Below are 25,229 nucleotides of genomic sequence, written 5' to 3'. Positions count from 1 at the left end.
GTCCCGGCCATGCCCGGATCCGTCATCGTCGCCGGTGCCCGGACGCCCATCGGCAAAGTGCTGGGCGCCCTCAGCCCGCTGTCCGCGGTCGACCTCGGTGCCCACGCCGTCCGCGCGGCCCTTGCCGCCGTACACCTGGAGCCGGCAGCCGTGGAGGCCGTCGTCATGGGCCATGTCGTCCAGGCCGGAGCCGGCCCCAACCCGGCACGGCAGGCCGCGGTCCAGGCCGGCATCCCCTTCTCCGTGCCCGCGAGCACCGTCAACAAGCTCTGCCCGTCCGGACTGCACGCGATCGCCCTGGCCGACCTGATGATCACATCGGGCCGTCACGAGGTGGTCGTGGCGGGCGGCATGGAGTCCATGTCGAACGCCCCGCACCTGCTCCGCGGCGCCCGCACCGGCTGGAAGTACGGTTCGGCAGCCGCGGAGGACGCCCTCGACCGCGATGCCCTCGTCTGCGCCTTCGACGGCGTCTCCATGGGCGCGGCGACCGAGCGCTACCAAGGGCCCTTCGACCTGACCCGCGAGGAACAGGACGACTACAGCGCGCTCTCCCATCAAAGGGCCGCCCACGCCCAGGAGTCGGGTGCGCTGTCCGAGGAGATCTCCCCCGTCACCGTGACCGGGCGCCTGGGCGACACGGTGGTCGCCGACGACGAGGGCGTACGGCCTGGCACCACCGGCGAGAGCCTGGGGCGCCTGAAGCCGGCCTTCTCCGACGCGGGCACCATCACCCCGGGCAACGCCTCACAGCTCTCCGACGGGGCCGCGGCCGTCGTCGTGATGAGCGCCGAGCGCGCCCGGCGGGAGGGCCTGACGCCGCTCGCCGAGATCGGTGCCTACGGTACGGTCGCGGGCCCCGACCCCTCACTGCTCGTCCAGCCGGCCGGCGCCGTGCGCGACGCGCTCTCCCGGGACGGCCGGCTGAAGGTCGCCGACCTGGATCTGTTCGAGGTCAATGAGGCGTTCGCCTCGGTGGCCCTGGCCTCCGTACGGGAGCTGGACATCCCCCTGGACAGGGTGAACGTCAACGGCGGAGCGATCGCGCTCGGGCACCCGGTCGGCATGACCGGGGCCCGGCTGGTCCTGACCCTCGCGGCCGAACTGCGACGGCGCGGAGGCGGCAGCGGAGCGGCCGCCCTGTGCGGGGGCGGCGGCCAGGGCGACGCACTCCTGCTGCACGTGCCGACACCTGCCTGAACCCGGAGCTGAACCACCATGAACGACCAACTGCCTTCGGTCGACGCGACGCTCACCGTCGAGACCCGCACCCGGGCCGCCGACGACGTCGTCTCCCTCACCCTGCGCCGCCCCGACGGGGGCGCGCTGCCCCCCTGGACGCCGGGCGCCCACATCGACGTACTGCTGAACGGCGACGACGGCGACGACCTGATCCGTCAGTACTCCCTGTGCGGGGACCCCGCCGACCGCGAGGCCTGGCAGATCGCCGTGCTGCGTGAGCCGGAAGGGCGAGGGGGTTCCGCATACGTCCACGATCACCTGCACGAAGGCGCCAAGGTACGGGTCCGCGGACCGCGGAACAACTTCCCGCTGCGGCCCGCCGCACGCCATCTCTTCATCGCGGGCGGTGTCGGTATCACGCCCGTCCTGCCCATGGTCGAGGCGGCCGAGGCAGCGGGAGCCGACTGGCGTCTGCTGTACGGCGGCCGCACCCGGACCTCCATGGCCTTCCTCGACCGCCTCGCCCCGCACGGGGACCGGGTACTCGTCCGTCCGCAGGACGAGTACGGCCTACTGGACCTCGCCACGTTCCTCGGCGTGCCCCAGGAAGGCACCTTGGTCCACGCCTGCGGTCCCGAACCCCTGCTGCGGGCAGTTCAGGAGCAGTGCGCGACCTGGCCGCCCGGCACGCTGGGCGTGGAACGCTTCGCCCCGGTAGGAACGACCGAAACCGGCCCTGCCGGTGCCTTCGAGCTGGAACTCGCCCGTTCCGGGCTCACCCTCACCGTGGCACCGGACCGTTCGGTGCTCGAAACCGTGGAGGAGGCCGGCGTCGCGGTCGACTTCTCCTGCCGGGAAGGCACCTGCGGCACCTGCGAGACCGACGTGCTCGACGGCACTCCCGACCACCGCGACTCGCTGCTGTCCGAGGACGAACGAGCCGCCGGCGACACGATGCTCATCTGCGTCTCCCGCTCGTGCGGCCCCCGCCTCGTCCTCGATCTATGACAGCGGTCACCCCCGATCGGACAACGACTCATCAGAGAGGACCTCGGATGGACCCCGTCACCCGTCTTGGCGTCGTCGGCTGCGGCCTCATGGGCTCCGGCATCGCCGAAGTCGCCGCCCGCAGCGGCATCGACGTCCTCGTCGCCGAGGCCACGCCCGACGCGATCGAGGCAGGCCGCCGCCGGCTCACCGCTTCCCTCGACCGAGCCCTGAGAAGTCACAAACTCAGCGAGGAACAGCGGGACCAGGCCCTTGCCAGGGTGTCCTTCACCCATGACCTCACCGACATGACGGACCGTCAGTTCGTCATCGAGGCGGTCGCCGAGAACCGCGACATCAAGACCGATGTCCTGCGCACCCTGGACAAGGCGGTCGAAGACCCGGCGGCGGTCCTGGCCACCAACACCTCCTCGATCCCCGTCGTCGATCTCGCCGTCGTCACCGAACGGCCGACGCGGGTCATCGGCATGCACTTCTTCAACCCCGTGCCCGTGCAACGGCTGGTCGAGCTCATTCCCGCCCTCACCACGGACGACGACACCGTGCGCCGCACCCGCGGCCTCGCGGAGCAGTTGGGCAAACAGGCCATCCAGGCGCCCGACCGCTCCGGCTTCGTCGTCAACGCCCTCCTCGTGCCCTATCTCCTCGGCGCGATACGGATGGTGGAGTCCGGTTCAGCACGGCCGGAGGACATCGACCGGGGCATGGAACTCGGATGCGCCCATCCCATGGGGCCGTTGCGCCTGCTCGACCTCATCGGCCTCGACACCGCCCAGGCCGTGGCCGAGTCGATGTACGAGGAGTTCAAGGAGCCGTTGTACGCACCGCCCGCCCTTCTTCGCCGCATGGTCGCCGCGGGCCGCCTCGGCCGCAAGAGCGGCCGCGGCTTCCACATCTACGACACCTGAACGAGGTCAACGCACCCTTCCACGCGGCTTCAACGGCACCGGCGGCAGTTCCGATGCGGGCAGCGGCGCCCCCTCCTGTGCGCCTTAGCGCAGGTCAGCGGTGTTCCGGATCGCCGACGGTTAGCCAACTGTCAGCATCGGTCTCGGAGGAGTCAGCAACCGTGAGTTCCACTGCCCTGGTTCGTGGGATGGGGTCGTTTTTCAAGGAGTGTGAGCATCCGCGGTCGCGGTGGTCGAAGTGCCCTCACCCTTACAAGATCCGCTACCGGTCGGCGGCGGGGAAGCAGGTGAAGGAGTCCGGGTTCGCGCCCCAGGACCAGGTGCGATTGCACGTTTGACGGAAATCTACACGGTGCGAGGCGTGCGCAGTCGCGGTGCATGGTCTTACGGGCCAAGCGCTGCGGAGCCGGATGTCCCTCGACCTCAGCTCGCTGGACCGCTTCCCGGGGGTCGGGGATGTCATGGCTGATCCTCCCGAACCCCGTAGTCTGGCGCGCCCCCGGTCTCCTGGACCGATGACTCCCCCCGGGGCCGCCGTTGACCGAGCTGCATGCCGGGGTGGCAGGCTGCGGACCGCCGAGCGCTGCACACGCGTGTCACTGGTCCAACGGGCCCAGCCGGGTGGCGGTCAGTCCAGCCAGTGCTCTGCGAGCGGACCGAGCAGCCTCCGCCAGGCCCGACCGTCCATGCCGAGCCCGTCCGCAGTGCGCTCCAGGGCGTGCCAGGCCGACCCGGACCTGCCATCGTCCATCGGTCGGTCCGGAGGGTCACGAGGTCGCCGATGCCTCCACCAGCGGCGATGGCGCCGAGCAGCCGCACCAGCCACAGAGGCGCCGGGCCCGGCCCATGGGACGTCCTCGGCGGGCAGCGCGAGTGCGGAGTCAATGGCGGTGTCCAGGAAGGCACAGGCAGCGTTTCAGCAGGTCGAGGTAGGCGTCCGTAGCGTTTCCGTGGACGCTCCCGGTTTCGTCGGTCGTCATGAGGGTTCCCGCGGTGGTAGAAGCCCTCGGCGGGAAGATGCGACACGACCTTGACACGGTCGAGCCCGGCGGCACGGGCCTCGGACTGCGTGTGCGCGACGAGCAGCCCTCCAATGCCCCGTCCTTGCTTCGTCAGCGACGAACAGCAGGTCGAGCTCTGGTGGAGCGAGGACAGCACTGCGCCAAATCGCCCATCTGTCACCGAGCAACCACCCGTCCCTGCAGGTCAGCGGACCCTTCCTCGCGGCTTCAGCGGCGTTGACGGCAGCTCGGGGGCCGGTAGCGGGTCCCCCTCGTACCCCTTCACCACCCCGAATCTCGCCCCTTCCATCCAGTCCCGGCGCGCCTGTTCGATCTCTTCCTGGGACCGTCCGATCCAGTTCCAGAACATGATCAGCTCCTCCTCGAAGGGCTCGCCGCCCAGGAGCATCAGGCCTGCGTCCGACTCGGCGCGCAGCGGGAGTTCGGTGCGGCCGCAGCCGAGGTAGAGCATCGAGCCCGGCAGGACCGGCACGCCGTCGACGTGGGCCTCGCCGGACATGGACAGGACGGCGTACTCGAAGTCCGGCTCCAGCGGGAGGCGTACGTCCGCGCCGCGGGCGAGGGTGAGGTCGGCGCCGACGATCGGGGTGTACGTCGTTCCGGGCGAGGTCGCGCCGTCGAGGGTGCCGAGGATCAGCGTGGCCTTGAGGCCGGGAGCCGTGACGCGCGGCAGTTCGGCGTGGTGCTCGAAGTGGGGGTCAGTGTGGCGGTGGCCGTCGGGGAGGGCGACCCACAGCTGTGCTCCGTGCAGGAAACGGGCGTGCTGCCGGGGGCTCTCCTCGGAGTGGCTGATGGCCCGGCCGGAGGTCATGAGGCCCAGTTCGCGGGGGCGGATCGTCTGCAGGCTGCCGGTGGAGTCGCGGTGCAGCACCTCGCCCTCGTGCAGCCAGCTCACCGTCTGCAGGCCCATGTGCGGGTGCGGCGGCACCTGCATGCCGGGTTCGTCGGCGATGTCGTCGGGGCCGTAGTGATCGACGAAGCACCAGGCGCCGACCATGCGGCGGCCCAGGTTGGGCAGCAGGCGGCGCACTTCGGTCGACTCGCCGAGCTTGACGCGGCGAGGGCTGAGGAGTTCACGCACGGGCTCCGCCACGACGAATCCACGGCCGCCGCAGACGGCGGGAACCGGCTCGCGATCAAGATTGCTCATGGCGCCAACCTAGCCCTGTCGAGGGCATCCCGTCAGTCCGTCACCCGGGCGTTCTCGCCTGCCTTCGAACTCTCCTGCCCTCGGAAAAATAGTAGCCATGGACATGGTAGCCATGTACTGTATCTGTCATGAGCACAGGTTCCGAGAAGGCCACGCCCGGCTTCCTGGTGTGGCGGCTGTCGATGAAGTGGCGGGTGGCCGTCGACCGGGCGGTGGCCCCGCTCGGGCTCACCCACGCGCAGTACTCCCTGGTGGCCTCGCTGTACGGCATGCAGCGCGGCGGGGAGCGTCCCAGCCAGCGCCGCCTCGCCGACGTGACGGGCCTCGAGCCGCTGTACGTGTCCAAACTGGCCCGCGCCCTGGAAGCGGCCGGCCTGATCGAACGCACCCGGGACCCCAGGGACCCGCGCGCGGTGCAGCTGGCCCTCACCGAGCAGGGCCGCGAGGTCACGGGGCGTGCGATCAAGGTCGTACAGGGGCTTCTGGAGCAGTTGCTGCAGCCGCTCGGCGGCCTCGACAGCCCCCGGACACGGGAGTTCACCCGGGAGCTGGCGACCCTGCTCGACGCACCTCTTGATCCGTTCGGCGAGAACACCGAGAGTGAGAAGGAGTAGTCATGACCACCACGGCACCTACCATCACATACAACAGCGCACCGCCCGTCGACCCTCGCGTCATCGCCTTGGCCCACTACGCGGGCCGTGCCGTCCTGGAGCACGTACTGGCCCGGCACGGCGGCACCTTCCAGCAGCAGATCACCCTGCGGCCGCTCGTCACCGAAGGGCCCCTCGAGCGCGAAGCGCTGGTCGGACAGGTCGCCGGTGCGCTCAAGGTCGACGCGGCCGAGGTGCAGGGCGTCATAGCGGAGCTGATCGCCAAGGGGCTGGTGGCCGCCGGGGCGAGCGACGTCCACGCCACCGATGCCGGGCGGGAATTCCACGCCGAGGTCAGCAGCGAGACCGCGGTGATCTCCGCCCGGATCTATGCCGGCATACCGGCCGAGGATCTGGCGGCGGCCGGGCGCGTGCTGGCCCTGGTGGCCGAGCGGGCCAACGCAGAGCTGGCCGCACTGACTCCCTGAGCACCCTCCCCGACGCCCTCGCACGCGTGGTGGAATGTTCAACGACCTCGTTCGGTTGGAGTGCGCGAAGGAGGTCGCGAGTGGAGATGACGTACTACGACCACGGAACGCCGGCGGAGCGCTGGGAGCGGGCGCAGATGTTCTTCGACGCCAAGGACTACGCCGCCGCCGCGCGCGTGCTGGGCGGGCTGGTCGAGGAGGTGCCGGAGCAGACCGGACCGCGGCTGCTGCTGGCGCGTGCCTACTACCACTCGGCCCAACTGTGGCGCGCGGAGACCGAGTTGCGTCTCATCGTCGAGCGCGACCCGGTGGAGCACTACGCCCGGCTGATGCTGGGCCGCACGCTCCAGCGGCAGGGGCGGCACGAGGAGGCCGAGTCGCACCTGCGGATCGCCTCGGCGCTCGCGGGTGACTTCGAAGAGGTCTGAGCAACGCCGGGCTCTACTGGTCTGCGGCCGGGGCCGGTTCCACGAAGGAACCGGCCCCGGACACGTCTCCGCCCTGCCCGACCCGCTGCTTCACGCCCGCGCCCGGCGCGGGCCGGCGGAATGCCGACCAGCAGGGCTGAGCGACGCCCTGACTCCACGGCTCCGCGACCGGGACCCACCCCACGAAGGAACCGGACCCCGGCCACGCCTCCAACCTGCACCGGGACGCTCCTTCACGCCCGCGCCCGGCGCGGGCCGGCGGAATGCCGAGCAGCAGGGCTGAGCGACGCCCTGACTCCACGGCTCCGCGACCGGAGCCCACCCCACGAAGGAACCGGACCCCGGCCACGCCTCCAACCTGCACCGGGACGCCTACTTCACGGCCGGGGCCGGTGTGGACCGCCCCTTCCGGTGGGCGATCTCGCCGAGGAGGACGTCGACGACGATGAAGGCGGCCAACGGGATGCCGAGCAGCGGGACGAAGTAGCCGAGGACCGCGATGACGGCGACCGCCGGGACGAGGATCTGCGGGGGCACCTGCTGCCAGGCGCCGCGTGGGATCGGCCGTCCGAAGCCGGAGCCGCGGCCGCGCTGCCACCACATGCGGTAACCCCAGACGATCAGCAGGATGAGGCAGAGCGCGAGCGCCATCAGGGCGATCTGGTTGACCAGGCCGAACAGGATGCCGGTGTGCAGGTCGATGCCCCAGCGGGTCAGTTTGGCGAGCAGCGGGTAGTCGGCGAAGCGCAGTTCGTCGGTGACTTTGCCGCTGGCGGGGTCGACCGCGACCGCGTCCTGCTTCTCGGGCCAGCTGCGCTGCACCTGCTTGACGACGTATGCGGAGTTCGCATCGGCAGGCGGCACGATCTCCACCGGGTCGGTCAGGCCCTTGGCGCGCGCCGCCGCCAGCACCTTGTCGAGGCCGACGCCGTGTTGGCCGGACCCGGTGGTGGCGGAGACGCCGTGCCCCGCGTGCTCGCCGCCCGCCGTGGCCGAGACCGACGGGGTCGCCTGGCCGAGCGAGGTACGCAGCGTGTCGATGTTCGCCCCGGCGTAGGTCGACCAGGTCAGACCGGTCGCCGACAGGAAGATGAACCCGGCGGCTGCCCAGACGCCGACGGTGCCGTGCAGACCTAGCGTGCGGCGCCGCCCGCTGGTGCCGCGCACCTTGCGCAGCGCCCGGCGGCGCGAGAACCACAGCACCAGGCCACCGCCGGCGATCACCCACAGCCAGCTCGCGGCGAACTCGCTGTAGAGCCGGCCGGTGTCGCCGAGCTGCAGGTCGCGGTGGAGTTCGTCGATCCATGTCCGCAGGGGCAACGCGCCCGTCGAGCCGTACTGTTCGAGGGCGCCGCGCACCTTGCCGGTGTACGGGTCGACGAAGACGGCGAGAGTGTGGTCGGGGTCGACGCCCTTGACGCCGGAGAGCATCACGCGGGTGGTGGCCTCGGCCTCCGGGGAAGGTCGTATCGCCGAGACCGTGCCCTCGGGGTGCGCCTTGCGCGCGGCGGTGACCTGCTGGGATATCGGCAGCTTGGTGTCGCCGACCTTGGCGACGGTCAACTCGTGGGCGTACACGAGCCTCTCGGCCTGGAACGCACCGGCGTACAGGAAGCCGGTGACGGCGGCGACGAGCAGGAACGGCGCGACGACCACGCCGGCGTAGAAGTGCAGTCGCAGCACCAGCGGGCGCAGCGGCACCAGGCGGCTGGGGGACGGCGCCGGGGCGGCGGCGGCCGGTTGCGGGGCCTCGTCCGTGGTGGTTGAGGGAGCGGTGGACATCGGCGGGCTTCTCCGGGGGGACGGGGACGTGAAGTGGCGTAGCGGTCCAGTAGTCGGGGGCGGGGCCCGCCGAGTTCCCGGTGGCAGAAGTGGTCCGCGTCACACACCGGGACGGAAGGTGCCGAAGCCCATGGCATCCTGGCCCGATGGCAACTCCCCGTAATCACGTGCCCCTTGCCGAGCAGGTCGAGGAACTTCTCGCCGCCGGCGGACCGTTGCCCATCGTGGCGGCGGGCGACCCGGTCCTGCGGCGCGGCACCGAGCGCTTCGACGGCCAGCTCGACCCCGCCCTGCTGGCCCGCTTCATCGAGGCCCTGCGCTTCACCATGCACGAGGCGCCGGGCGTGGGCCTCGCCGCACCGCAGGTGGGTGTGCCGCTGCGGATCGCGGTGATCGAGGATCCGGCTCCGGTGCCGGAGGAGGTGCGGCTGGCCCGCGGCCGGGTGCCGCAGCCGTTCCGGGTGCTGGTCAATCCGGCGTACGAGCCCGTCGGGACGGCACGGGCGGCCTTCTTCGAGGGCTGTCTGAGCGTGCCGGGCTGGCAGGCGGTCGTGGCACGGCACGCGCAGGTGCGGCTGACGGGCCAGGACGAGCACGGAGGCACGGTGGACGAGGTGTTCAGCGGGTGGCCCGCGCGGATCGTGCAGCATGAGACCGATCATCTGGACGGCGTTCTGTACCTCGACCGGGCGGAGCTGCGCTCACTGTCCTCGAACCAGGCGATGGCGCAGCGGTGGACTCAGCCGACGCCGGAGGGGGCGGCGCAAGCTCTGGGTTTCGATCTCCCGTGACCGCCGTGAAGAACGTTTCTGCAGGTGCGGGCGCTGCTACTGTGACCGCCGTGACTCAGATCAAGTTGCTGGCAACCGCCGCCTCGTGCCTCAGCGAAGGCACTTGCCCTGCCGTCTTCGAACTGCCGAACGGCGATCTGGCCCTCATCGGCTCAGAAGCTCCCGGCGAGTTGCACGACCAGCTCCCCCAGGGAGCCGCTGTCGGGCCGGGCGAGCGCCTCGTGGTGGTTCCCCGCAGCGTCGCCGTCGCAGCAGGATGGCAGCCTCCTTCAGTCTGAGGTCCTCACTCGGCTCCTGGCCGGTCTGCCTGACAACGCTGGTAGGCGAGTTCGGCCATCTCGTAGAACTTCCACATGGAACCGCCGGGCGCCGTACCTCCCGTGCGTATCGGGCGCGACTGCTCCCAGAACTCGCTGATCACCTCACTCTGAAACAGTCGGAACATGCTCGCCTCCACCTCGTCGGCCGATGTGTAGTTCACCGTGTACGCCATGTAGTGGAATGAAATGATCAGGTTGGCATACAGGAACTGCTTCCTCTTCTCCTCAGAGACATCGGTCCCCCAGCCCGGCCACACGTCGGCAAGCAGGGGATCCTCGATGGCCGCACTCAACAGGGCTTGGTGCTGCTCCCGCACGGCTGCCTCGGCCATTCGCTGAGCACACTCGTTGTTTATGCGCGCGTACTCGCTCTGCGACATCACCTCGTTGAGCTGCGCGTCGAGCAACTCCCGCTGCATCTGCGTCTCTTGACGTTGCTGATGGAACGTCCGAACCATGAAGACGAGCACGATCATCGACGTCACACCTGCTGCCGCCCCGAACGCCTGGCCCGCGTTGCCGCTCTGCGGAGACTGCAGCCCCGGTACGCGCACCAGAAACACGGTGACCAGAATCGAGGCGACGCAGGCCGCCACGACCAGAGCGGTCGCGGCGGCCAGTTCCTTCACCAACTTGAGCCCAGACATCGCCCAGCTCCCCCCTGACGCCCGTGAAATGCCCTCGTGGCGTCACCGCCAACTGGCGCACGGACGGCGCAAAGAGGCACATGCCGTCAAGAAATCCCAGGCGCAGCCGTTGGACGTCAGTTGTCCCGGTACGCCTCCAGCAGACGCAGCCACACCTCGCTGATCGTCGGGAACGACGGCACCGCGTGCCAGAGCCTGCTGATCGGGACCTGGCCGGCAACGGCGATGGTGGCCGAGTGGATGAGTTCGCCGACGCCGGGGCCGACGAAGGTGACCCCGCGCAGGATCTCCTCGTTCAGGTCGACGACCATGCGGGCGCGGCCGCGGTAGCCGTCTGCGTACAGACCCGCGCCGGATGCGGAGGTCATCTCGACGTCCACGGCCCGTACCCGGTGGCCGGCCTGCTCCGCCTCGGCGAGGGAGAGGCCGACGGCGGCCGCCTCGGGGTCGGTGAAGACGACCTGGGGTACGGCGTGGTGGTCGGCGGTGGCGGCGTGGGCGCCCCAGGGGTCCGACTCCAGGATCGGGGCGCCGGAGGCGCGGGCGGCGATGGCGGCGCCCGCGATGCGGGCCTGGTACTTGCCCTGGTGAGTGAGGAGGGCGCGGTGGTTGACGTCGCCGACCGCGTAGAGCCAGTCGGTGCCGGTCACGCGCAGGCTGTCGTCGACCGGGAGCCAGCTGCCCGGCTCGAGGCCGACGGTGTCCAGGCCGATGTCGCCGGTCTTCGGGCGGCGACCGGTGGCGAAGAGGATCTCGTCGGCCTCGATGCGGTCGCCCTGGTCGGTGACGACCACGACCGTGCCGTTCTCGCGGGTGACCGACTCGACCGAGGTGCCGGTGCGGACGTCGGCGCCGGCCTCGGTGAGGGCCTCGGCGACCAGTTCCCCGGCGAAGGGTTCCATGCGGTTGAGCAGGCCCTTGCCACGGACCAGGACGGTGACCTGGGAGCCGAGTGCCTGCCAGGCGGTGGCCATCTCGGTGGCGACCACTCCCCCGCCCACCACGACGAGACGGCCCGGTACCTCCTGTGCGCTGGTGGCGTTCCTGCTGGTCCACGGCTTGACCTCGGCCAGGCCCGGCAGGTCGGGCAGCACGGCGTCGGTGCCGGTGCAGACGGCGACGGCGTGCCGGGCGGTGAGCACCTTCTGCCCGCCGTCGGAGCCGGTGACGGTCACCGTACGCGGGCCGGTGAGGCGGCCGTGACCGCGGTGCAGGTCGGCGCCGATGCCGTCCAGCCAGCCGGCGGCGCCGTCGTCGTGCCAGTCGGAGGTGTAGTAGTTGCGGTGGGCGAGGACCGCGGCGGCGTCGAGGGGGCCCTGCACCGACTGGCGCAGGCCCGGCACGCGCCGGGCGTCGGCGCGGGCGATGACCGGGCGCAGCAGGGCCTTGCTGGGGATGCAGGCCCAGTACGAGCACTCGCCGCCGACCAGCTCGCTCTCCACGACCGCGGTGGACAGGCCGGCCGCGCGGGTGCGGTCGGCGACGTTCTCCCCCACGGGCCCGGCCCCGAGCACCACGACGTCGTACGCGATGGTTTCCGTTTCCGTCATGGGGTCAGTCTGGTGGGTGGTGTGCGCTCAGGCCACACGGGTAGGGGCGCGGAATACGTGACCGGCCGGCCGTGTTGTGCCGACGGCTTCGCCCGACAGCAGGAAGAGGGATTTCAGGTCATGAGCAGCACCGTGGAGCTCACCAAGGAGAACTTCGACCAGACGGTCACGGACAACGACTTCGTCCTGATCGACTTCTGGGCGTCGTGGTGCGGGCCGTGCCGTCAGTTCGCGCCGGTCTACGAGAAGGCGGCCGAGGACAACCCGGACCTGGTGTTCGGCAAGATCGACACCGAGGCGCAGCCGGAGCTGGCAGCGGCCTTCGGTATCCAGTCGATCCCGACGCTGATGATCGTCCGCGACCAGGTCGCGGTGTTCGCGCAGCCGGGCGCGCTGCCCGAGGCCGCCTTGACGGACGTCATCGGCCAGGCCCGCAAGCTGGACATGGACGAGGTCCGCAAGGCGGTCGCGGAGCAGCAGGCGCAGGCCGAGCAGAACGGCCAGTAGCCCTCTCCCGGACCAGTGGCCCTCTCTAGAAGGGATACGGCGCCACGTCGCCGCGCACCGTCGTCCAGCGCACGTCGGTGAAGGCCTCCAGGTTGGCCTCACCGCCGAAGCGGGCGCCGGTGCCGGACGCGGCGATGCCGCCGAAGGGCGCCACGGCCTCGTCGTTGACCGTCTGGTCGTTGATGTGGACGATACCGGTCGGGATGCGTTCGGCGAGGTCGAGGCCGCGGGCGGCGTCGCGGGTGACGATGCCCAGGGACAGGCCGTACTCCCCCGCCGAGGCCAGGGCCGCTGCCTCGTCGACGGTGGCGAAGGACCGTACCGGCGCGACCGGACCGAAGACCTCCTCGGCGTAGGCGGGGCTGTGATCGTCGACGCCCGCGAGGACGGTCGGACGGTAGAAGAGGCGGTCGTGGGTGCCGCCCGCGGCCAGCTTGGCGCCGCCTGACGTGCTGGCCTCGACCAGGCCGTGCACCTTGGCGAGCTGGGCGTCGTCGATGATCGGGCCGAGGTGAACCTGTTCGCGGTGCGGGTCGCCGACGGCGAGGGAGTCGGCCTTGGCGGCGAGGCGCTCGACGTACTCCTCGTAGAGCGACTGGTGCACCAGGTGGCGGCCGGTCGTCATGCAGATCTGGCCCTGGTGGAAGAACGAGCCCCAGGCCGCCGTGGAGATCACCGCGTCCAGGTCGGCGTCCTCGAGGACGACCATGGCGGAGTTGCCGCCCAGTTCCAGGTGGACGCGCTTGAGGTGGCGGCCGCCCGCCTCGCCGACCGCGCGGCCCGCTGCCGTGGAGCCGGTGAAGGAGATGACGGGCACCCTCGGGTCGGCGACCAGGGCCTGACCGACGTCCGGGCCGCCCGGCAGGACGTGCAGCAGGTTCTCGGGCAGGCCGGCCTCGGCGAAGACCGCGGCGAGGGAGAGCCCGCCGCAGACCGCGGTGCGCGGGTCCGGCTTGAGGACGACCGCGTTGCCGAGCGCGAGGGCCGGGGCCACCGAGCGGATCGAGAGGATCAGCGGGGCGTTGAAGGGGGAGATCACGCCGACCACGCCGACCGGGATGCGGCGCGTGTACGACAGCCGGGGCGCCTCGCTGGGCAGGATCTGTCCGGCCGGGCGGGAGGCGAGGGCGGCGGCCTCGTAGCACTCCTGGGCGGCGACGTGCAGCTCGAACTCGGCCTTGCCCGGGATGGAGCCGGACTCGCGGACGAGCCATTCGCGCAGCTCGTCGGCGTGCGCGGCGAACAGGTCACCGGCCTTGCGCAGGACGCCGGCGCGGACGAAGTGCGGGACGCGGGCCCACTCGGCCTGGGCGGCGCGGGCGGCCTCGGCGGCCGTACCGACGTCCTCCGCCGAGGCGAGGGTGACGGTCGCGAGGGTGTCCCCGGTGGCGGGCTCCGTCACGGCGTACTCCGGTCCCGACAGGGGTCGGGACTGCCAGGTCTTCGGGTCGAGCAACGGCATGACGGCTCTCCGTTCGTCACCGACGGGACTCAGGGCATCAGCGGAAGTCCCGTGTAGTTGGCGGCCAGTTCGGCAGCAGCGTGGCGGGATGCGACGATCCGGCGCAGACGTGTCAACTGCAGGCGGTTCTCGAACGCATCCCCATCTGGTTGAGCATGCAACATCTTAGTCATGTCGTAGGAGAAGCGCGTGGCCTGCCACACCCGTGCGAGGCATATCTCCGAATAACTGTCGAGGAGTTGCTCGGATCCGCTGCGGTGCAGCTCGGCGAAGGCGCGGGCGAGGACGCGGACGTCGGAGACGGCGAGGTTGAGGCCCTTGGCCCCGGTGGGCGGCACGATGTGGGCGGCGTCGCCGGCCAGCAGCAGCCGGCCGTGACGCATCGGTTCGTGGACGTAGCTGCGCATCGAGGTCACGGACTTGGCCGTGATCGGGCCGCGGTGCAGGGTCCAGTCGGCGTCGACGGCGAAGCGGGCGGCGAGCTCGTCCCAGATGCGGTCGTCGGGCCAGTCCTCCGGGTCGGTGTGGTTCGGGACCTGGAGGTAGAGGCGCGACAGGTGCGGGGAGCGCATGCTGTGCAGGGCGAAGCCGCTCTCGCCGCGCGCGTAGATCAGCTCCTCGCAGGAGGGTGCCACGTCGGCGAGGATCCCGAGCCAGGAGTACGGGTAGTCGTGCGCGTACGCGCGGCTGCTCGCGGCGGGGAAGGTGTCGCGGGAGATGCCGTGGAACCCGTCGCAGCCGATCACCCAGTCGCAGGTCAGCGTCTGCTCGCGGCCCTCGTGCAGAAAGCGTACGACGGGCGAGGCGCTCTCCGGCTTCTCGATCGCGAGGGCCTCCGCCTCGAACAACAGGGGTGGCCCGTCGGCAAGTTGGAGGGCGACGAGGTCCTTCACGATCTCCGTCTGGGCGTAGATGGTGACGGTGCGGCCGCCGGTGAGGGCCGGGAAGTCGATGTGGTGGCGTTCGCGGTCGAAGCGCAGCTCGATGCCCTGGTGGACCAGGCCCTCGGCGTTCAGGCGCTCGGCGGCGCCGGCCTCGCGCAGGGCGTCGACGGTGCCCTGTTCCAGCATTCCGGCGCGCTGGCGGTGCTCGACGTACTCGCGGTTCCGGGCCTCCAGGACGACGCAGTCGATGCCCGTGCGGTGCAGCAGCCGGGCCAGGAGCAGTCCGGCGGGGCCACCGCCGATGATGCCGACCGTCGTGCGCATGGGCGCCTCCCCTGGCGTCAGCTGGAGTCGCGGTGGACCACCGTGGCTCCCAGCACCTTGTGCGTCTCGGGCGCGGCGCCCGGGTTGCGGACCGCGCGGTCGACCAGTTCGGCGAGGTCGCGGCCGGACGGCAGCTCGATGTGGACCGTGCTCAGCCGGGGCCTGAGCAGCCGGCCGAGCATGAGGTCGTCGGCGCCGATCACGGCCGTGTCCTCCGGGATGCGCACTCCCGCGTCCTGCAGGGCGCGCATCAGCAGCATCGCGTACTCGTCGTTGTACGCGAACACGGCGTCCAGGTCGAGTTCCCGCCAGCGGGCGGCGAGGCGCGCGGCGGATTCCTCCTCGTAGCCGAGGGGCAGTTCGGTGACGGTGGCGTCCGTGCCGTGCAGGGCGCGGCGCACTCCGTCGAGGCGGGGCAGGGAGAAGGACTCCAGTCCGTCCTCCTCGGGTACGACGACGCCGATGCGGCGGTGGCCGCGGTCGAAGAGATGACTGCCGGCGCAGTGGCCGACGGCCTCGTGGTCCATCAGCAGGGCGTGGGCGCCGTCGACGGAGTCGGGGCCGAGGGTGACGACGGCCCGGGCGCCGGAGCGCTTGAGCACGGTCACGCCCTGCGGGGTGAGGGAGCCGGGGCCGGGCACCAGGACCGCGACCGGGCGCAGCTCGGCCCAGGCGCGGGCGGCCTCGTCGCCGTGCACGCCGACGGAGCCGTACTGCACGACCGTGTAGTCGAGACGGCCCAGTGCCCACTGCAGCTCGCTGATGAACTGGCTGTAGAGGGGGCCGACCGGGAAGCTCGGCGCGGGCATCAGGACCATGCGGCTGTGTCCGGCGCGCAGGCTGCGGGCGGCCGCGTGCGGGACGTACCCGAGCTCCTTGGCGGCCTCGTGGACACGGCGGCGCGTGGGCTCGCTGATCCGTACGGCGCTGGCGTTGTTCAGGACGTAGGAGACGGTCGCGCGAGAGACGCCGGCCAGGCGGGCCACATCGGCGCTCGTGGGCACGGAGCGCGGTGCGGGCGACGAGGACGCGGGCGTTTTCGGTATCTGCACCATGACGTACGGCATCTTTGCAGAACCTGTGGCCGGAGCCACAGGCGGGGCGTCGCCGTCGGGGGTCAGCAGGGCGGCTCGGTGCCCGTCACCCGGTCGACGAGGTCGACCCAGCCCTTCTCCAGGCGTTCCAGGGGCATGCCGCACTGCTCGGTGAGGTGGTGTATCAGGGCGGGGTCGAGATACCCCATCAGCGTCCGGGCCAGCAGATCACAGTCGGCGTGCGGCACGATCTGCCGCAGCAGGACCGTGACGTGCATGGTCAGGGCCCGGGTCGACGGGTGCGTGAACCGGCGGGTCGGCTCCGGCTGGGCCGCCAGCTGCAGGTCGAGCTGCTCCGCCGAGCGGTAGAGCAGCGCCACCCCGAACGCCCGCAGCCGCTCCAGGGGCGGCGCACCGGGGCCCAGTGGCGGCGGTCCGCTGAGGAAGTCGGCCTGCAGCTTCCTCGACGAATGGTCGAGCAGCGCCGTCAGCAGCCCGGTGCGGTCGCCGAAGCGGCGGAAGACGGTCCCCTTGCCCACGTTGGCCGCCGCGGCGACCGCCTCCATGGTGACCCCGGCCGCCCCGTGCTCCGCGATCAGCCGGGTGGCCGCCTCCAGCAGCCGGGCCCGGTTGCGGGCGGCGTCGGCGCGCAGGCACGGCTCGTCCCCGACGGAGCTGAGCTGCAGCAACTCGGGCTCGCCGGCGGGCTCTTGCGGCCTCGGGAAGGGCGGCAGCGTGGCGGACATGAAGACAGCGTAAAGCATCGGGAAGAAAACTGGACCGCGGTCCGGTTAGGGTGCTAGAACAATAAACGGACCTCGGTCCGGATCGTAACGGCAATGTTTCAGCATCCTCTGGAGTACCCCATGTCTGTTCGCATCCTTGCGCTCGTCGGCAGCCTCCGCGCCGGTTCGCACAACCGCCAGCTCGCCGAGGCGGCCGTCAAGCTCGCCCCCGAGGGCGCGGACGTCGTGCTGTTCGAGGGCCTGGCCGAGATCCCCTTCTACAACGAGGACATCGACGTCGAGGGCAGCGTCCCGGCCGCCGCCGCCAAGCTGCGCGAGGCCGCGCAGGCCGCCGACGCGTTCCTGTTCTTCTCCCCCGAGTACAACGGCACCATCCCGGCCGTCCTGAAGAACGCCATCGACTGGCTGTCCCGCCCCTACGGCGCCGGCGCCTTCGGCGGCAAGCCGGTCGCCGTGGTCGGCACCGCCTTCGGCCAGTTCGGCGGCGTGTGGGCGCAGGACGAGACCCGCAAGGCCGTGGGCATCGCCGGCGGCAAGGTGTTGGAGGACGTCAAGCTCTCCATCCCCGGCTCCGTGGTCCGCTTCGCCGAGACGCACCCGGCCGACGACGCCGAGGTCGCCGCGCAGCTGACCGAGGTCATCGCCCGCATCCACGGTCACGCGAACGAGGCCGCTGCCGCCTGAGCGGGCGCGACCGCAGCAGAACCTGAGGGGCCGGAGCATCAGCTCCGGCCCCTCAGCGCGTCGGGTCCGGGTGTCAGGCCACCGCCGTCGGCGCCAGTTCGCGCAGTTCCTGCAGCGCGGCCGCGACCGCGGGCCGTTCCCGGGCGCCCCGGCGGGTGCAGGTGAGCAGCTTGCGGTGCGGGTCGCCGGTGCAGCGCACGCGGGTGATCGGCAGATGCGGGGTCAGCTGGGCCAGCCGCGGGACCAGTGCGACGCCGAGGCGGCTCGCGACCAGATGGGCCGTGACGTTCCAGTCCAGCGCGTGGTGGACGATGTCCGGGCTGAACCCGGCCTCCCCGCAGGCGGACAGCACATGCGGGCGGCAGGGGCTGTCCGCCACCGGGGCGATCCAGTGCTCGTGCGCCGCTTCGGCCAGGTCGACGCGCTCGCGCCCCGCCAGTGGGTGATCCTCGGGGACAACGAGGTCGAACGGGTCGTCCAGGAGCGGCTGCTGGTCGAAGCGGGCGTCGCCGAGGGGTGGGTTGTGCGGGGTGGCCTCGACGACGGCCAGGTCGCTCTCCCCCTCGAAGAGCAGGTCGAAGCTGCCGGGGACACCGGCCTCCTGGATGCGCACGGACAGCCGCGGATGGCGCTCGTGCAGCCGGACCGCCATCGGGGCCAGCAGCACCGAGACGGCCACCGGGAACCCGCTGACGCGCAGCGGCCCGGCGGGGGCGTGTTCGGCGCGCAGGTCCAGCTCGGCCTGTTCCCAGCGGGCCTGGATCGCGTCCGCGTGCGCGAGCAGGCTCTCGGCGGCCGGCGTGAGCCGCACCCCGCGGCCCTGCGGTTCGAGCAGGTCGACCCCGAGGTCACGGGCGAGCTGGCGGATCTGCTGGGAGGCCGCGGACGTGGTGAAGTGCAGGGCGCGGGCGGCCGCGGTGACCGTGCCGTAGTGGGCCACCGCCCGCAGGACGTGCAGTCGGCGCAGGTCAATCATGAAGCCCAGGCTTCAAGGTCGCGTCGAGAAAGTCAACCTGGACGTGTACGGATGCTGCGCTGCACTCTGGCTGTGTCGCGACGGTTCACCAGTCAGGACGTACCGAGGAGTTGCCATGATCAGCACGACCGGCACCAACTGCCCGCACTGCGGTTGGCCGGACGGCGCCGAGCCCTTCCAGGTGGTGTCGAGGCACAGCACCGCGGCGGGCCGCACGGTGTGGACGCGTTGCGGCTGCGGCTCGCTGCAGGTCCGGGTGGTCGACGGCTGGGGGATGCGCGTCGTCTCGCGCAGTGGTCCCGCGGAGCCTCAGTCCAGCCCGGCCAGCCGCTGAACGGCGGGGGCCGCGAAGCTCTCGATCCACGCCGCGGTTTCCCCGAGCCGCGGCACCAGGATCACGGTGTCCAGGCCCAGCTTGGTGTAGCCGGAGATGTCCCGCGTGAAGGCGTCGAGGTCTCCTGCTGTGGCCGACTCGCCCGTGTAGGCGACCGTCTTGCGGATCCGGTCGTAGTCGCGCCCTTCGGCCTCGCAGTGCCCGCGCAGCACGTCGAGCTTGTGGCGGACCTCCTCCGGCGAGGTCGCGAACAGGTTGCAGGCGTCGCCGTAGCGGGCGACCAGGCGCAGGGTCTTCTTCTCGCCCCCGCCGCCGATCATGATCTCCGGGTGGGGGCTGCTGACCGGCGCCGGTACGCACAGGGTCTCGGCCAGTTCGTAGTGCTTGCCCTTGAAGGGGCCGTTGGCCTGGGGGTCCCACATCTGCAGACAGATCCGCAGGGTCTCCTCAAGCCTTTCGAAGCGCTCGGCGAGCGGCGGGAACGGGACGCCGAGGCCCTCGTGCTCGCGGTCGTACCAGGCCGCGCCGATGCCGAGGGTGGCGCGGCCACCGGAGAGGACGTCGAGCGTGGTGGCGATCTTGGCGAGCAGTCCGGGGTGCCGGTAGGTCACGCCGGTCACCAGCGCACCCAGCTGAACGGTGGAGGTGTGACCCGCGAGATAGCCGAGGGTCGTGTAGGCCTCCAGCATCGGGTCCTCGGCGCCGCCGTTGAACTCCATCTGGAAGTAGTGGTCCATGACCGACAGCCGGCTGATCCCTGCCGCCTCGGCCGCGGCGCCCGTCGCGGCGAGTTCCGTGCCGAGGGCGGGCCCTCCGCCACTGTGGTTGAACCGGTTGATGTGTACGCCCACCCGCATGACCGTCTCCGTCCGCCTGGACCCGTGCCGTCTTCGGTGACGCTAGAACTTCGAGCGCTCTCGAAGTCAAGCGCGCGTCTGGCCGGCGCCGCCTGCTTCCGCCGCGTCCAGGTGCTCCTGCGCCGCCTGCGTCTCCTGCTTCTTCGACGCCCGCAGACTGGTGATGGTGGTGACGACGAGGACCGAGCAGATCACGCCGAGGGAGACCGGGATGGAGATCTCCGGGACGTGGACGCCGGACTCGTGCAGTGCGTGCAGCACCAGCTTGACGCCGATGAAGCCGAGGATGATCGACAGGCCGTAGCTGAGGTGGACCAGCTTCTTCAGCAGTCCGCCGATCAGGAAGTACAGCTGCCTGAGGCCCATCAGCGCGAAGGCATTGGCGGTGAAGACGATGTACGGGTCCTGGGTCAGACCGTAGATGGCGGGGATGGAGTCCAGCGCGAACAGGACGTCGGTGGAGCCGATCGCCAGCATCACGACCAGCATCGGCGTCATCACGCGCTTGCCGTTCTGCTCGATCCACAGCTTGGTGCCGTGGTAGCGGTCGGCCACGCCGAAACGCTTCTCCACCAGCTTGAGCAGCTTGTTCTCCTGGTACTCCTCCTCGTGCTCCTCCTTGCGGGCGTCCTGGATCAGCTTCCAGGCGGTCCAGATCAGGAACGCGCCGAAGAGGTAGAACACCCAGGAGAAGGCGGAGATGATCGCCGCTCCGGCGGCGATGAACCCCGCACGCAGCACCAGGGCCACCAGCACGCCGACCATCAGCACCCGCTGCTCGTACTGCGAGGGCACCGCGAACTTACCCATGATCAGGACGAAGACGAAGAGGTTGTCGACGCTCAGCGACTTCTCGGTGATGTATCCGGCGAAGAACTCGCCGGTGGGCCCGCCGCCTCCGTGGACGTACACGCCGAGACCGAAGAGGCAGGCCAGCACCACCCAGACGATCGTCCAGGTCCCGGCTTCCCTGAGGGACACGTCGTGCGGCTTTCGCCCGACGAGGAAGTCGACGGCGACGAGCGCGCACAGGGCGGCGACGGTCAGCAGCCAGACGGTGAGGGACACAATCACGGGCGGTGCTCCTGATGCAGGTGGGGGATATGACAGCGTTGTCGGCGCTCGGGGCCCTTGCCACCCCTCCTACGTGAACAAAAGGTGATGAGCAGGTGTCGGGCGGCCACCCGCCGTTCGGCGGGCAGGTTCCGCCGGACGGCGGCGGTCCGTACCGCGAGCGGAGCGTGAATCATGTCGGCCGGAGCCGCCGCGCCGTGCGTGAGGAGACAGCCATGACCCTGGTCCCGCCCCCGTTCGATCCCGAACTTGCCGCAGCACTCGAGCTGATCAAGGACGTGGTCCAACCCGGTCTCACCCTCGACGAGATCGACCTGGTGCGCCAGGGGCCGGGCATCGAGATGCTCGCCCAGCTCGACCTGACCGCGGGCGGGTTCTTCGAGGTCGAGGACCGTACCGTGCCCGGCCCCGAGAACGCGCCCGACATCTCCCTGCTGATCTGCCGTCCCGCAGCCCCGCCGGCCGCCGGTCCGCGGCCCGTCGTCTACCACGTCCACGGCGGCGGCCTGGTCATCGGCAACAACCGGGTCGGTGTGGACGTACCCCTGGCGTGGGCGCAGCAACTGGACGCGGTCGTGGTGTCGGTGGAGTACCGGCTGGCTCCGGAGCACCGCTACCCGGCACAGATCGAGGACGTGTACGCCGGTCTGCTGTGGACGGCGGAGCACGCCGAGGAACTCGGCGCCGACCCGGAGCGGATCGTGATCGCGGGCGCCAGCGCGGGCGGCGGGCTCAGTGCGGCGCTGGCCCTGCTGACCCGGGACCGCAAGGGGCCGCGGCCGCTCGGCCAGGTACTGATGTGCCCGATGCTGGACGACCGCAACGACAGCCCGTCCACGTACCAGATGGCGGGCCTCGGCGTCTGGGACCGCACCGCCAACGAGACCGGCTGGACGGCGCTGCTGGGCGAGGAGCGCGGCGGTCCGGACGTGCCGCCGTACGCCGCGCCCGCCCGCGCCGAGGACCTGTCCGGTCTGCCGCCGGCCTTCCTGGACGTCGGTTCGGCGGAGACCTTCCGCGACGAGACCGTGGCCTACGCCTCCCGGATCTGGCAGGCCGGCGGAGTGGCCGAGCTGCACGTCTGGCCGGGCGGCTTCCACGGCTTCGACGGCTTCGCCCCTCAGGCAACGTTGTCCCAGGCGGCCCGGGCGGCCCATCTGGACTGGCTGCGGCGGTTGCTGGCGCGGTAACGGGCGCGGGCGGCGGCCAGGAGTGTCCCTCGGCCGCCGCTCCGGCACGGTTTCCGAACAGTCGCAGCCCCGGCGGGGCGATGCTGTGCAGGACGTACTCGCCGTCCCGGCGGCTGCTGACGAGGCCGGCCTCGCGCAACACCCCGAGCTTCTGGGGCGAGTGCGGTCTCGTACAGCAGGGCCGCGGGCGGGTCCGAGGAGCCGGGCGAGCCGGCCGGGGCCACGGGCGCGTCCGCGACGGCGGTCTTGTCGACCGGGTGGACCAGTACCGCCGGCAGGCTGTCGTCGAACGGGAACGCCATGGCTTTCCGCAGCACGTCGACCGCGGTGGCGCTCGCCGCACTGTGCGCCGTCGCCGGTCTCGTCGGCACCGCCTCCGCCTGGTCGTCCGGCACGGCTGCGTGTGGCGGCAACGACTCCTGTGGGTGGGCGGACAACGGCGGCGCGGACTGCGCCTCGGGGAACCTGTGTCTGTACACGGGCGCGAACTTCACGGGGACCGCACGACTTCTCGCCCGTCCGGGCGGTGCGGAACTGCCGACGCCCGCCGTCCACTGACAGCAGCGCAGTCCGCCGCAGGCGCTCCTCACCGAACGCGCCATGGCGCATCATGGCCCGTATGAAAGAGCTGGCCGGGCGCCTGACCGCGCTGGATCCCGATGCCGGTGCCGCCGTGCGGGTCATCGCCTACTTCGACCGGCTGGCCGAGACCAGGGCCGGTCTGGAGGCGCTGGTGCGCGGGGCGGCCGTGCTGGCCGGATGTCCCGCGCGGCTCGTCGATGCCGGCCGGCGCGTGCGGGTGCGGGTCGAGCCCGACGGCACCCGCAAGGACACCGAGGCGCCGCCGGAGCCGGACTGGCCGAGCGCGGCACTGGAGCCCGGCGGCGCCCCCGCCCTCTGGCTGGAGCGGGCGGGTACCGGACCGAGCGTCGTCGACGCGGTGATCCTGGAGCGCGCCGCGGGTGCGATACGGCTGGTCCTGGACCGCACCCGGGGCCGCGCCCCGGCCTCCCCCGCCGACGACCCGGCTCTGATCGAGACACTGCTCGACGCCACGGTGCCCGAGCCGGCCCGGCTGCACGCGGCCCGCCGCCTCGGCATCGACCCCACCGTCCCTGCCGTACGGATCCGCGCCCTTGCCCCCTCAGACGGCCCGCCCCGCATCCTGGCGGCCCGTGCGGGTGTCCGGCCGAGCGACGCCGAGTTGCCCGGCGGTCGCCTCGGCGTGGGGCCCGCCGTACCCGTGCTCGACCTGCCGGGCTCGTGGACGGCGGCCCGCACGGCCCTGCGGTTCACTGCCGACGGCACACCACAGGATCCCGGCCCGCGGGTGGTGTACGCCGACGAGCTGGGCGGCATCGCGCTGCTCGCGGATCTCGTCGTACCGGGCGCCGAGCCGCCTCCCGACGTGCGGGCCCTGGAGGCGGCGGCGGGCGCGCTGCCCGGACTGCTGGCCACGCTGCACGCCGTGGCCGCCACGGCGAGCCAGCGCGCCGCGGCCGCCGAGATCAACGTGCACCACTCCACGCTCCAGGACCGCCTGACCCAGGCCGAGCACCTGCTCGGCTGGCCGCTGCGCACCCCGCAGGGCCGGCTCAGGCTGCAACTGGCCCTGACGATGCGGCACTTGGCGCGGCCGTAGCCCCTCGACGGACGGCGTTCACCGGAACTCGTGGACCACCTGGATCTCGCCGTCGATGTGGGCGTTGAACTCGTCCAGCTCCTCGGCCGGCACCCACAGCTCGAGGATGGTTGCGCCGCCGGCCTGCCGCACGGGATACCGGCTCAGGAACTCCGTGTCGACCTCGAAGCGGGTGACGAAGCCGGCGCCGCTGTGCTTGACGTTCCAGTCCCGCGCGATCCTGATGGCGTAGTCCTCGTTGAGCACCGGGTAGAAGATCGGCTGCTCGGGCAGCCGCGGCGGCCAGGCGCGCCACTCCAGCTCACGGACCAGGTCCAGCTCCTTGGGGCCGGTGGGGCGCCACAGGGTTGTCGTCGGTCGGGGGCTGGTCATGGCGTTCGCTTTCCGGAGGGGTCGGCCGCCGGTGCGGCCGGCCGGGAGTCCGGACGATATCGGCGAAGCCGGTGCGGTGGCCAAAGTGTTTCGGGCGGCGACGGCGTGGGTCCCGGGCCGCTACCGCAGGCCGAACGACGCCCGGTGCAGCCAGTCGGTGCCGTCGTAGGCCACGAGGTCGACGGTGGGCACGCGGGCCGCGAAGGGGAGGTCGGGGCGCAGGCCGGCCTCGATCTCGTCCAGCACGGCCTCGTCCTGGCCCTGGGCGACCGTGAGATGCGGGTGGGGCTCGTACTTTCCGCCGTACGGCGGGGCTTCCGGCCAGCGTTCGACGACTGCCTCGGTGAGTCCGCGGAACGGAGCGTCGGGGGTGGGCGCGAGGTAGAGCACGCCGGGAAACCGCCCGGACTCTTCGAACCGCACCTCGAACGAGCGGTGGTGCCCGAAGATCTCGTCGAGGGCGGCGCAGGTCCCGGCGTCCACGAGGGAGGCGGGCAGGAAGGGGAAGACCACGGTGACGTGGGCCGGGACACCGGATCGGGCCGCCGGGTCGAAACGGTCCCGCCAAGGCCGGACCACCGCTTCCGCCTCGGGTACGGGTACGACGAGCGCGGTCTGCCCCGCTGCGAAACGGCCCGATTCCTCGTCTGCCATGCCATGGGTGTATCAGGCGGACGCCCGCGGCCGCGACCCGGCACCCTTGCATACGCGCTCTACCAGCCCTCGCCGAAAATTTCACCCATGTCCTATCCTGAACCGCAGGCACTTCGGGACGGAGGACCCAGCCCATGACCGCGACGGATCCGGCGCTCACCGCGCTCGCGTCGAGCTGGTCCGCCCTGTCGCTGCTGCACGGCAGGATCGAGGCCCACATCGAGCGCGCCCTGCAGGCCGGGCACGATCTGAGCGTGCGCGAGTACTCCCTGCTGGACGTGTTGAGCCGGCAGCACGACGGGGAGGGCGGGCACCTGCAGATGAAGCAGGTCGCCGACGCGGTGGTCCTCAGCCAGAGCGCCACGACCCGGCTGGTCACGCGCCTGGAGGACCGCGGGCTGCTGACCCGCTACCTGTGCCCCACCGACCGGCGCGGCATCTACACCAACGTCACCGAGGCCGGCCTCCGACTCCTGGAGGAGGCCCGCCCGACCAACGAGGCGGCCCTGCGCGAGGCCCTGGACGAGGCCGCCCGGAGCCCGGAGCTCGCCCCGCTGGTCCAAGCCGTCGAGACGCTCCGAGTTCCCGCCTGAGACCAAGACCCCCGCCGCCGGGCCGCG

29 protein-coding genes and 1 pseudogene are annotated in these 25,229 nt (G+C 71.5%); 15 read left to right on the top strand and 15 right to left on the bottom strand.

Annotated features, from left to right (window positions below; genetic code table 11):
- Positions 1-9: 9 nt before the first annotated feature.
- From ACIBW9_RS26280 to ACIBW9_RS26270, 3 genes are read left to right on the top strand one after another with little or no spacing between them, the layout of a single operon-like run.
- Positions 10-1,200 (top strand): acetyl-CoA C-acyltransferase, encoded by a 1,191-nt coding sequence (locus ACIBW9_RS26280; RefSeq protein WP_398958991.1) that lies wholly within the window; start codon positions 10-12, stop codon positions 1,198-1,200.
- Positions 1,201-1,218: 18 nt separating this feature from the next.
- Positions 1,219-2,190 carry a PDR/VanB family oxidoreductase gene (locus ACIBW9_RS26275; RefSeq protein WP_398958989.1) on the top strand — a complete coding sequence of 324 codons (972 nt, stop codon included), beginning with the start codon at positions 1,219-1,221 and terminating at the stop codon, positions 2,188-2,190.
- A 47-nt stretch (positions 2,191-2,237) separates the two neighbouring features.
- Complete coding sequence (locus tag ACIBW9_RS26270; RefSeq protein ID WP_398958987.1) at positions 2,238-3,098, top strand: 3-hydroxybutyryl-CoA dehydrogenase; 861 nt, start codon at positions 2,238-2,240, stop codon at positions 3,096-3,098.
- A 628-nt stretch (positions 3,099-3,726) separates the two neighbouring features.
- Here ACIBW9_RS26270 and ACIBW9_RS26265 read toward each other — a convergent pair.
- From ACIBW9_RS26265 to ACIBW9_RS26255, 3 genes and pseudogenes are all read right to left on the bottom strand, one after another.
- A complete protein-coding gene (locus ACIBW9_RS26265) occupies positions 3,727-3,849 on the bottom strand; it encodes a hypothetical protein (protein WP_398959715.1) in 123 nt (40 codons plus the stop codon).
- A 239-nt stretch (positions 3,850-4,088) separates the two neighbouring features.
- Positions 4,089-4,257, bottom strand: a pseudogene (locus tag ACIBW9_RS26260) (GNAT family N-acetyltransferase); the annotation flags it as partial.
- Positions 4,258-4,304: 47 nt separating this feature from the next.
- Complete coding sequence (locus ACIBW9_RS26255) at positions 4,305-5,270, bottom strand: pirin family protein (RefSeq protein WP_398958985.1); 966 nt, start codon at positions 5,268-5,270, stop codon at positions 4,305-4,307.
- Positions 5,271-5,398: 128 nt separating this feature from the next.
- On the opposite strand from ACIBW9_RS26255, the gene ACIBW9_RS26250 reads away from it, so the two are divergent.
- The 3 genes from ACIBW9_RS26250 to ACIBW9_RS26240 all read left to right on the top strand — a co-directional run bounded on the left by ACIBW9_RS26250 (position 5,399) and on the right by ACIBW9_RS26240 (position 6,779).
- Positions 5,399-5,884 (top strand): MarR family winged helix-turn-helix transcriptional regulator, encoded by a 486-nt coding sequence (locus tag ACIBW9_RS26250; protein WP_398958983.1) that lies wholly within the window; start codon positions 5,399-5,401, stop codon positions 5,882-5,884.
- Between the two features lie 2 nt (positions 5,885-5,886).
- On the top strand, positions 5,887-6,351 hold the full coding sequence (locus tag ACIBW9_RS26245; protein ID WP_398958981.1) for a MarR family winged helix-turn-helix transcriptional regulator: 465 nt from the start codon (positions 5,887-5,889) through the stop codon (positions 6,349-6,351).
- Positions 6,352-6,431: 80 nt separating this feature from the next.
- Complete coding sequence (locus ACIBW9_RS26240; protein ID WP_398958979.1) at positions 6,432-6,779, top strand: tetratricopeptide repeat protein; 348 nt, start codon at positions 6,432-6,434, stop codon at positions 6,777-6,779.
- A gap of 372 nt (positions 6,780-7,151) precedes the next feature.
- Here the strand turns inward: ACIBW9_RS26240 and ACIBW9_RS26235 are convergent, their stop codons facing one another.
- Complete coding sequence (locus ACIBW9_RS26235) at positions 7,152-8,561, bottom strand: PepSY-associated TM helix domain-containing protein (RefSeq protein WP_398958977.1); 1,410 nt, start codon at positions 8,559-8,561, stop codon at positions 7,152-7,154.
- A 146-nt stretch (positions 8,562-8,707) separates the two neighbouring features.
- Here ACIBW9_RS26235 and ACIBW9_RS26230 point away from each other — a divergent pair, with 146 nt between their 5' ends.
- A complete protein-coding gene (locus tag ACIBW9_RS26230) occupies positions 8,708-9,352 on the top strand; it encodes a peptide deformylase (protein WP_398958975.1) in 645 nt (214 codons plus the stop codon).
- A gap of 50 nt (positions 9,353-9,402) precedes the next feature.
- The gene (locus ACIBW9_RS26225; protein ID WP_398958973.1) at positions 9,403-9,630 is read left to right on the top strand and encodes a hypothetical protein; all 228 of its coding nucleotides are present in this window, start codon (positions 9,403-9,405) and stop codon (positions 9,628-9,630) included.
- Between the two features lie 5 nt (positions 9,631-9,635).
- Here ACIBW9_RS26225 and ACIBW9_RS26220 read toward each other — a convergent pair whose 3' ends face one another.
- Together ACIBW9_RS26220 and ACIBW9_RS26215 are read right to left on the bottom strand one after the other, a co-directional pair.
- Positions 9,636-10,319, bottom strand: coding sequence for a DUF6082 family protein (locus ACIBW9_RS26220; RefSeq protein WP_398958971.1), 684 nt, complete (start codon positions 10,317-10,319; stop codon positions 9,636-9,638).
- Between the two features lie 116 nt (positions 10,320-10,435).
- Entirely contained in the window at positions 10,436-11,869 is a 1,434-nt protein-coding gene (locus ACIBW9_RS26215; protein WP_398958969.1) for a dihydrolipoyl dehydrogenase family protein, read from the bottom strand.
- Between the two features lie 120 nt (positions 11,870-11,989).
- Between ACIBW9_RS26215 and trxA the strand changes: the two genes are divergently transcribed.
- On the top strand, positions 11,990-12,376 hold the full coding sequence (gene trxA / locus ACIBW9_RS26210) for a thioredoxin (RefSeq protein WP_099933232.1): 387 nt from the start codon (positions 11,990-11,992) through the stop codon (positions 12,374-12,376).
- A 25-nt stretch (positions 12,377-12,401) separates the two neighbouring features.
- On the opposite strand, the gene ACIBW9_RS26205 is transcribed toward trxA, so the two are convergent.
- The 4 genes from ACIBW9_RS26205 to ACIBW9_RS26190 are packed head-to-tail and all read right to left on the bottom strand — an operon-like array spanning position 12,402 to position 16,844.
- Complete coding sequence (locus tag ACIBW9_RS26205) at positions 12,402-13,838, bottom strand: benzaldehyde dehydrogenase (RefSeq protein WP_398958966.1); 1,437 nt, start codon at positions 13,836-13,838, stop codon at positions 12,402-12,404.
- 29 nt (positions 13,839-13,867) lie between these two features.
- A complete protein-coding gene (locus ACIBW9_RS26200; protein ID WP_398958964.1) occupies positions 13,868-15,046 on the bottom strand; it encodes a 4-hydroxybenzoate 3-monooxygenase in 1,179 nt (392 codons plus the stop codon).
- 17 nt (positions 15,047-15,063) lie between these two features.
- Entirely contained in the window at positions 15,064-16,113 is a 1,050-nt protein-coding gene (locus ACIBW9_RS26195) for a LacI family DNA-binding transcriptional regulator (protein WP_398958962.1), read from the bottom strand.
- Between the two features lie 50 nt (positions 16,114-16,163).
- Positions 16,164-16,844 carry a TetR/AcrR family transcriptional regulator gene (locus ACIBW9_RS26190; protein ID WP_398958960.1) on the bottom strand — a complete coding sequence of 227 codons (681 nt, stop codon included), beginning with the start codon at positions 16,842-16,844 and terminating at the stop codon, positions 16,164-16,166.
- A 102-nt stretch (positions 16,845-16,946) separates the two neighbouring features.
- Between ACIBW9_RS26190 and ACIBW9_RS26185 the strand changes: the two genes are divergently transcribed.
- Positions 16,947-17,510: an NAD(P)H-dependent oxidoreductase gene (locus ACIBW9_RS26185; protein ID WP_398958958.1), complete on the top strand. Its 564-nt coding sequence runs from the start codon at positions 16,947-16,949 to the stop codon at positions 17,508-17,510.
- Between the two features lie 73 nt (positions 17,511-17,583).
- On the opposite strand, the gene ACIBW9_RS26180 is transcribed toward ACIBW9_RS26185, so the two are convergent.
- Positions 17,584-18,486 (bottom strand): LysR family transcriptional regulator, encoded by a 903-nt coding sequence (locus tag ACIBW9_RS26180; protein ID WP_398958956.1) that lies wholly within the window; start codon positions 18,484-18,486, stop codon positions 17,584-17,586.
- A 115-nt stretch (positions 18,487-18,601) separates the two neighbouring features.
- On the opposite strand from ACIBW9_RS26180, the gene ACIBW9_RS26175 reads away from it, so the two are divergent.
- Complete coding sequence (locus ACIBW9_RS26175) at positions 18,602-18,820, top strand: hypothetical protein (RefSeq protein WP_398958954.1); 219 nt, start codon at positions 18,602-18,604, stop codon at positions 18,818-18,820.
- On the opposite strand, the gene ACIBW9_RS26170 is transcribed toward ACIBW9_RS26175, so the two are convergent.
- Positions 18,796-19,677: an LLM class F420-dependent oxidoreductase gene (locus ACIBW9_RS26170; protein WP_398958952.1), complete on the bottom strand. Its 882-nt coding sequence runs from the start codon at positions 19,675-19,677 to the stop codon at positions 18,796-18,798. The genes ACIBW9_RS26175 and ACIBW9_RS26170 overlap by 25 nt on opposite strands.
- 66 nt (positions 19,678-19,743) lie before the next feature.
- A complete protein-coding gene (locus tag ACIBW9_RS26165) occupies positions 19,744-20,751 on the bottom strand; it encodes a TerC family protein (protein ID WP_398958950.1) in 1,008 nt (335 codons plus the stop codon).
- A 215-nt stretch (positions 20,752-20,966) separates the two neighbouring features.
- Between ACIBW9_RS26165 and ACIBW9_RS26160 the strand changes: the two genes are divergently transcribed.
- From ACIBW9_RS26160 to ACIBW9_RS26150, 3 genes are all read left to right on the top strand, one after another.
- Positions 20,967-21,941, top strand: a complete 975-nt coding sequence (locus ACIBW9_RS26160) for an alpha/beta hydrolase (protein ID WP_398958949.1) — start codon at positions 20,967-20,969, stop codon at positions 21,939-21,941.
- 300 nt (positions 21,942-22,241) lie between these two features.
- On the top strand, positions 22,242-22,499 hold the full coding sequence (locus ACIBW9_RS26155) for a peptidase inhibitor family I36 protein (protein ID WP_398958948.1): 258 nt from the start codon (positions 22,242-22,244) through the stop codon (positions 22,497-22,499).
- A 61-nt stretch (positions 22,500-22,560) separates the two neighbouring features.
- Entirely contained in the window at positions 22,561-23,583 is a 1,023-nt protein-coding gene (locus tag ACIBW9_RS26150; RefSeq protein WP_398958947.1) for a helix-turn-helix domain-containing protein, read from the top strand.
- Positions 23,584-23,601: 18 nt separating this feature from the next.
- On the opposite strand, the gene ACIBW9_RS26145 is transcribed toward ACIBW9_RS26150, so the two are convergent.
- A complete protein-coding gene (locus ACIBW9_RS26145) occupies positions 23,602-23,955 on the bottom strand; it encodes a hypothetical protein (RefSeq protein WP_398958945.1) in 354 nt (117 codons plus the stop codon).
- A gap of 120 nt (positions 23,956-24,075) precedes the next feature.
- Positions 24,076-24,609 (bottom strand): 2'-5' RNA ligase family protein, encoded by a 534-nt coding sequence (locus ACIBW9_RS26140; protein ID WP_398958943.1) that lies wholly within the window; start codon positions 24,607-24,609, stop codon positions 24,076-24,078.
- A 134-nt stretch (positions 24,610-24,743) separates the two neighbouring features.
- Here ACIBW9_RS26140 and ACIBW9_RS26135 point away from each other — a divergent pair, with 134 nt between their 5' ends.
- Positions 24,744-25,202: a MarR family winged helix-turn-helix transcriptional regulator gene (locus ACIBW9_RS26135; RefSeq protein ID WP_398958941.1), complete on the top strand. Its 459-nt coding sequence runs from the start codon at positions 24,744-24,746 to the stop codon at positions 25,200-25,202.
- The last annotated feature ends 27 nt before the right edge of the window (positions 25,203-25,229 follow it).

This window comes from Streptomyces sp. NPDC049541, from assembly GCF_044465725.1.
GTDB lineage: Bacteria > Actinomycetota > Actinomycetes > Streptomycetales > Streptomycetaceae > Streptomyces.
This window is presented reverse-complemented; position numbering and strand designations above follow the sequence as displayed.

Coding starts and splice junctions, on each gene's coding strand:
- ACIBW9_RS26280 (WP_398958991.1), top strand. CDS start 10: ATGCCCGGATCCGTCATCGTCGCCGGTGCCCGGACGCCCATCGGCAAA.
- ACIBW9_RS26275 (WP_398958989.1), top strand. CDS start 1,219: ATGAACGACCAACTGCCTTCGGTCGACGCGACGCTCACCGTCGAGACC.
- ACIBW9_RS26270 (WP_398958987.1), top strand. CDS start 2,238: ATGGACCCCGTCACCCGTCTTGGCGTCGTCGGCTGCGGCCTCATGGGC.
- ACIBW9_RS26265 (WP_398959715.1), bottom strand. CDS start 3,849: ATGGACGATGGCAGGTCCGGGTCGGCCTGGCACGCCCTGGAGCGCACT.
- ACIBW9_RS26255 (WP_398958985.1), bottom strand. CDS start 5,270: ATGAGCAATCTTGATCGCGAGCCGGTTCCCGCCGTCTGCGGCGGCCGT.
- ACIBW9_RS26250 (WP_398958983.1), top strand. CDS start 5,399: ATGAGCACAGGTTCCGAGAAGGCCACGCCCGGCTTCCTGGTGTGGCGG.
- ACIBW9_RS26245 (WP_398958981.1), top strand. CDS start 5,887: ATGACCACCACGGCACCTACCATCACATACAACAGCGCACCGCCCGTC.
- ACIBW9_RS26235 (WP_398958977.1), bottom strand. CDS start 8,561: ATGTCCACCGCTCCCTCAACCACCACGGACGAGGCCCCGCAACCGGCC.
- ACIBW9_RS26230 (WP_398958975.1), top strand. CDS start 8,708: ATGGCAACTCCCCGTAATCACGTGCCCCTTGCCGAGCAGGTCGAGGAA.
- ACIBW9_RS26220 (WP_398958971.1), bottom strand. CDS start 10,319: ATGTCTGGGCTCAAGTTGGTGAAGGAACTGGCCGCCGCGACCGCTCTG.
- ACIBW9_RS26215 (WP_398958969.1), bottom strand. CDS start 11,869: ATGACGGAAACGGAAACCATCGCGTACGACGTCGTGGTGCTCGGGGCC.
- trxA (WP_099933232.1), top strand. CDS start 11,990: ATGAGCAGCACCGTGGAGCTCACCAAGGAGAACTTCGACCAGACGGTC.
- ACIBW9_RS26205 (WP_398958966.1), bottom strand. CDS start 13,838: ATGCCGTTGCTCGACCCGAAGACCTGGCAGTCCCGACCCCTGTCGGGA.
- ACIBW9_RS26200 (WP_398958964.1), bottom strand. CDS start 15,046: ATGCGCACGACGGTCGGCATCATCGGCGGTGGCCCCGCCGGACTGCTC.
- ACIBW9_RS26195 (WP_398958962.1), bottom strand. CDS start 16,113: ATGCCGTACGTCATGGTGCAGATACCGAAAACGCCCGCGTCCTCGTCG.
- ACIBW9_RS26190 (WP_398958960.1), bottom strand. CDS start 16,844: ATGCTTTACGCTGTCTTCATGTCCGCCACGCTGCCGCCCTTCCCGAGG.
- ACIBW9_RS26185 (WP_398958958.1), top strand. CDS start 16,947: ATGTCTGTTCGCATCCTTGCGCTCGTCGGCAGCCTCCGCGCCGGTTCG.
- ACIBW9_RS26180 (WP_398958956.1), bottom strand. CDS start 18,486: ATGATTGACCTGCGCCGACTGCACGTCCTGCGGGCGGTGGCCCACTAC.
- ACIBW9_RS26175 (WP_398958954.1), top strand. CDS start 18,602: ATGATCAGCACGACCGGCACCAACTGCCCGCACTGCGGTTGGCCGGAC.
- ACIBW9_RS26170 (WP_398958952.1), bottom strand. CDS start 19,677: ATGCGGGTGGGCGTACACATCAACCGGTTCAACCACAGTGGCGGAGGG.
- ACIBW9_RS26160 (WP_398958949.1), top strand. CDS start 20,967: ATGACCCTGGTCCCGCCCCCGTTCGATCCCGAACTTGCCGCAGCACTC.
- ACIBW9_RS26155 (WP_398958948.1), top strand. CDS start 22,242: ATGGCTTTCCGCAGCACGTCGACCGCGGTGGCGCTCGCCGCACTGTGC.
- ACIBW9_RS26150 (WP_398958947.1), top strand. CDS start 22,561: ATGAAAGAGCTGGCCGGGCGCCTGACCGCGCTGGATCCCGATGCCGGT.
- ACIBW9_RS26145 (WP_398958945.1), bottom strand. CDS start 23,955: ATGACCAGCCCCCGACCGACGACAACCCTGTGGCGCCCCACCGGCCCC.
- ACIBW9_RS26140 (WP_398958943.1), bottom strand. CDS start 24,609: ATGGCAGACGAGGAATCGGGCCGTTTCGCAGCGGGGCAGACCGCGCTC.
- ACIBW9_RS26135 (WP_398958941.1), top strand. CDS start 24,744: ATGACCGCGACGGATCCGGCGCTCACCGCGCTCGCGTCGAGCTGGTCC.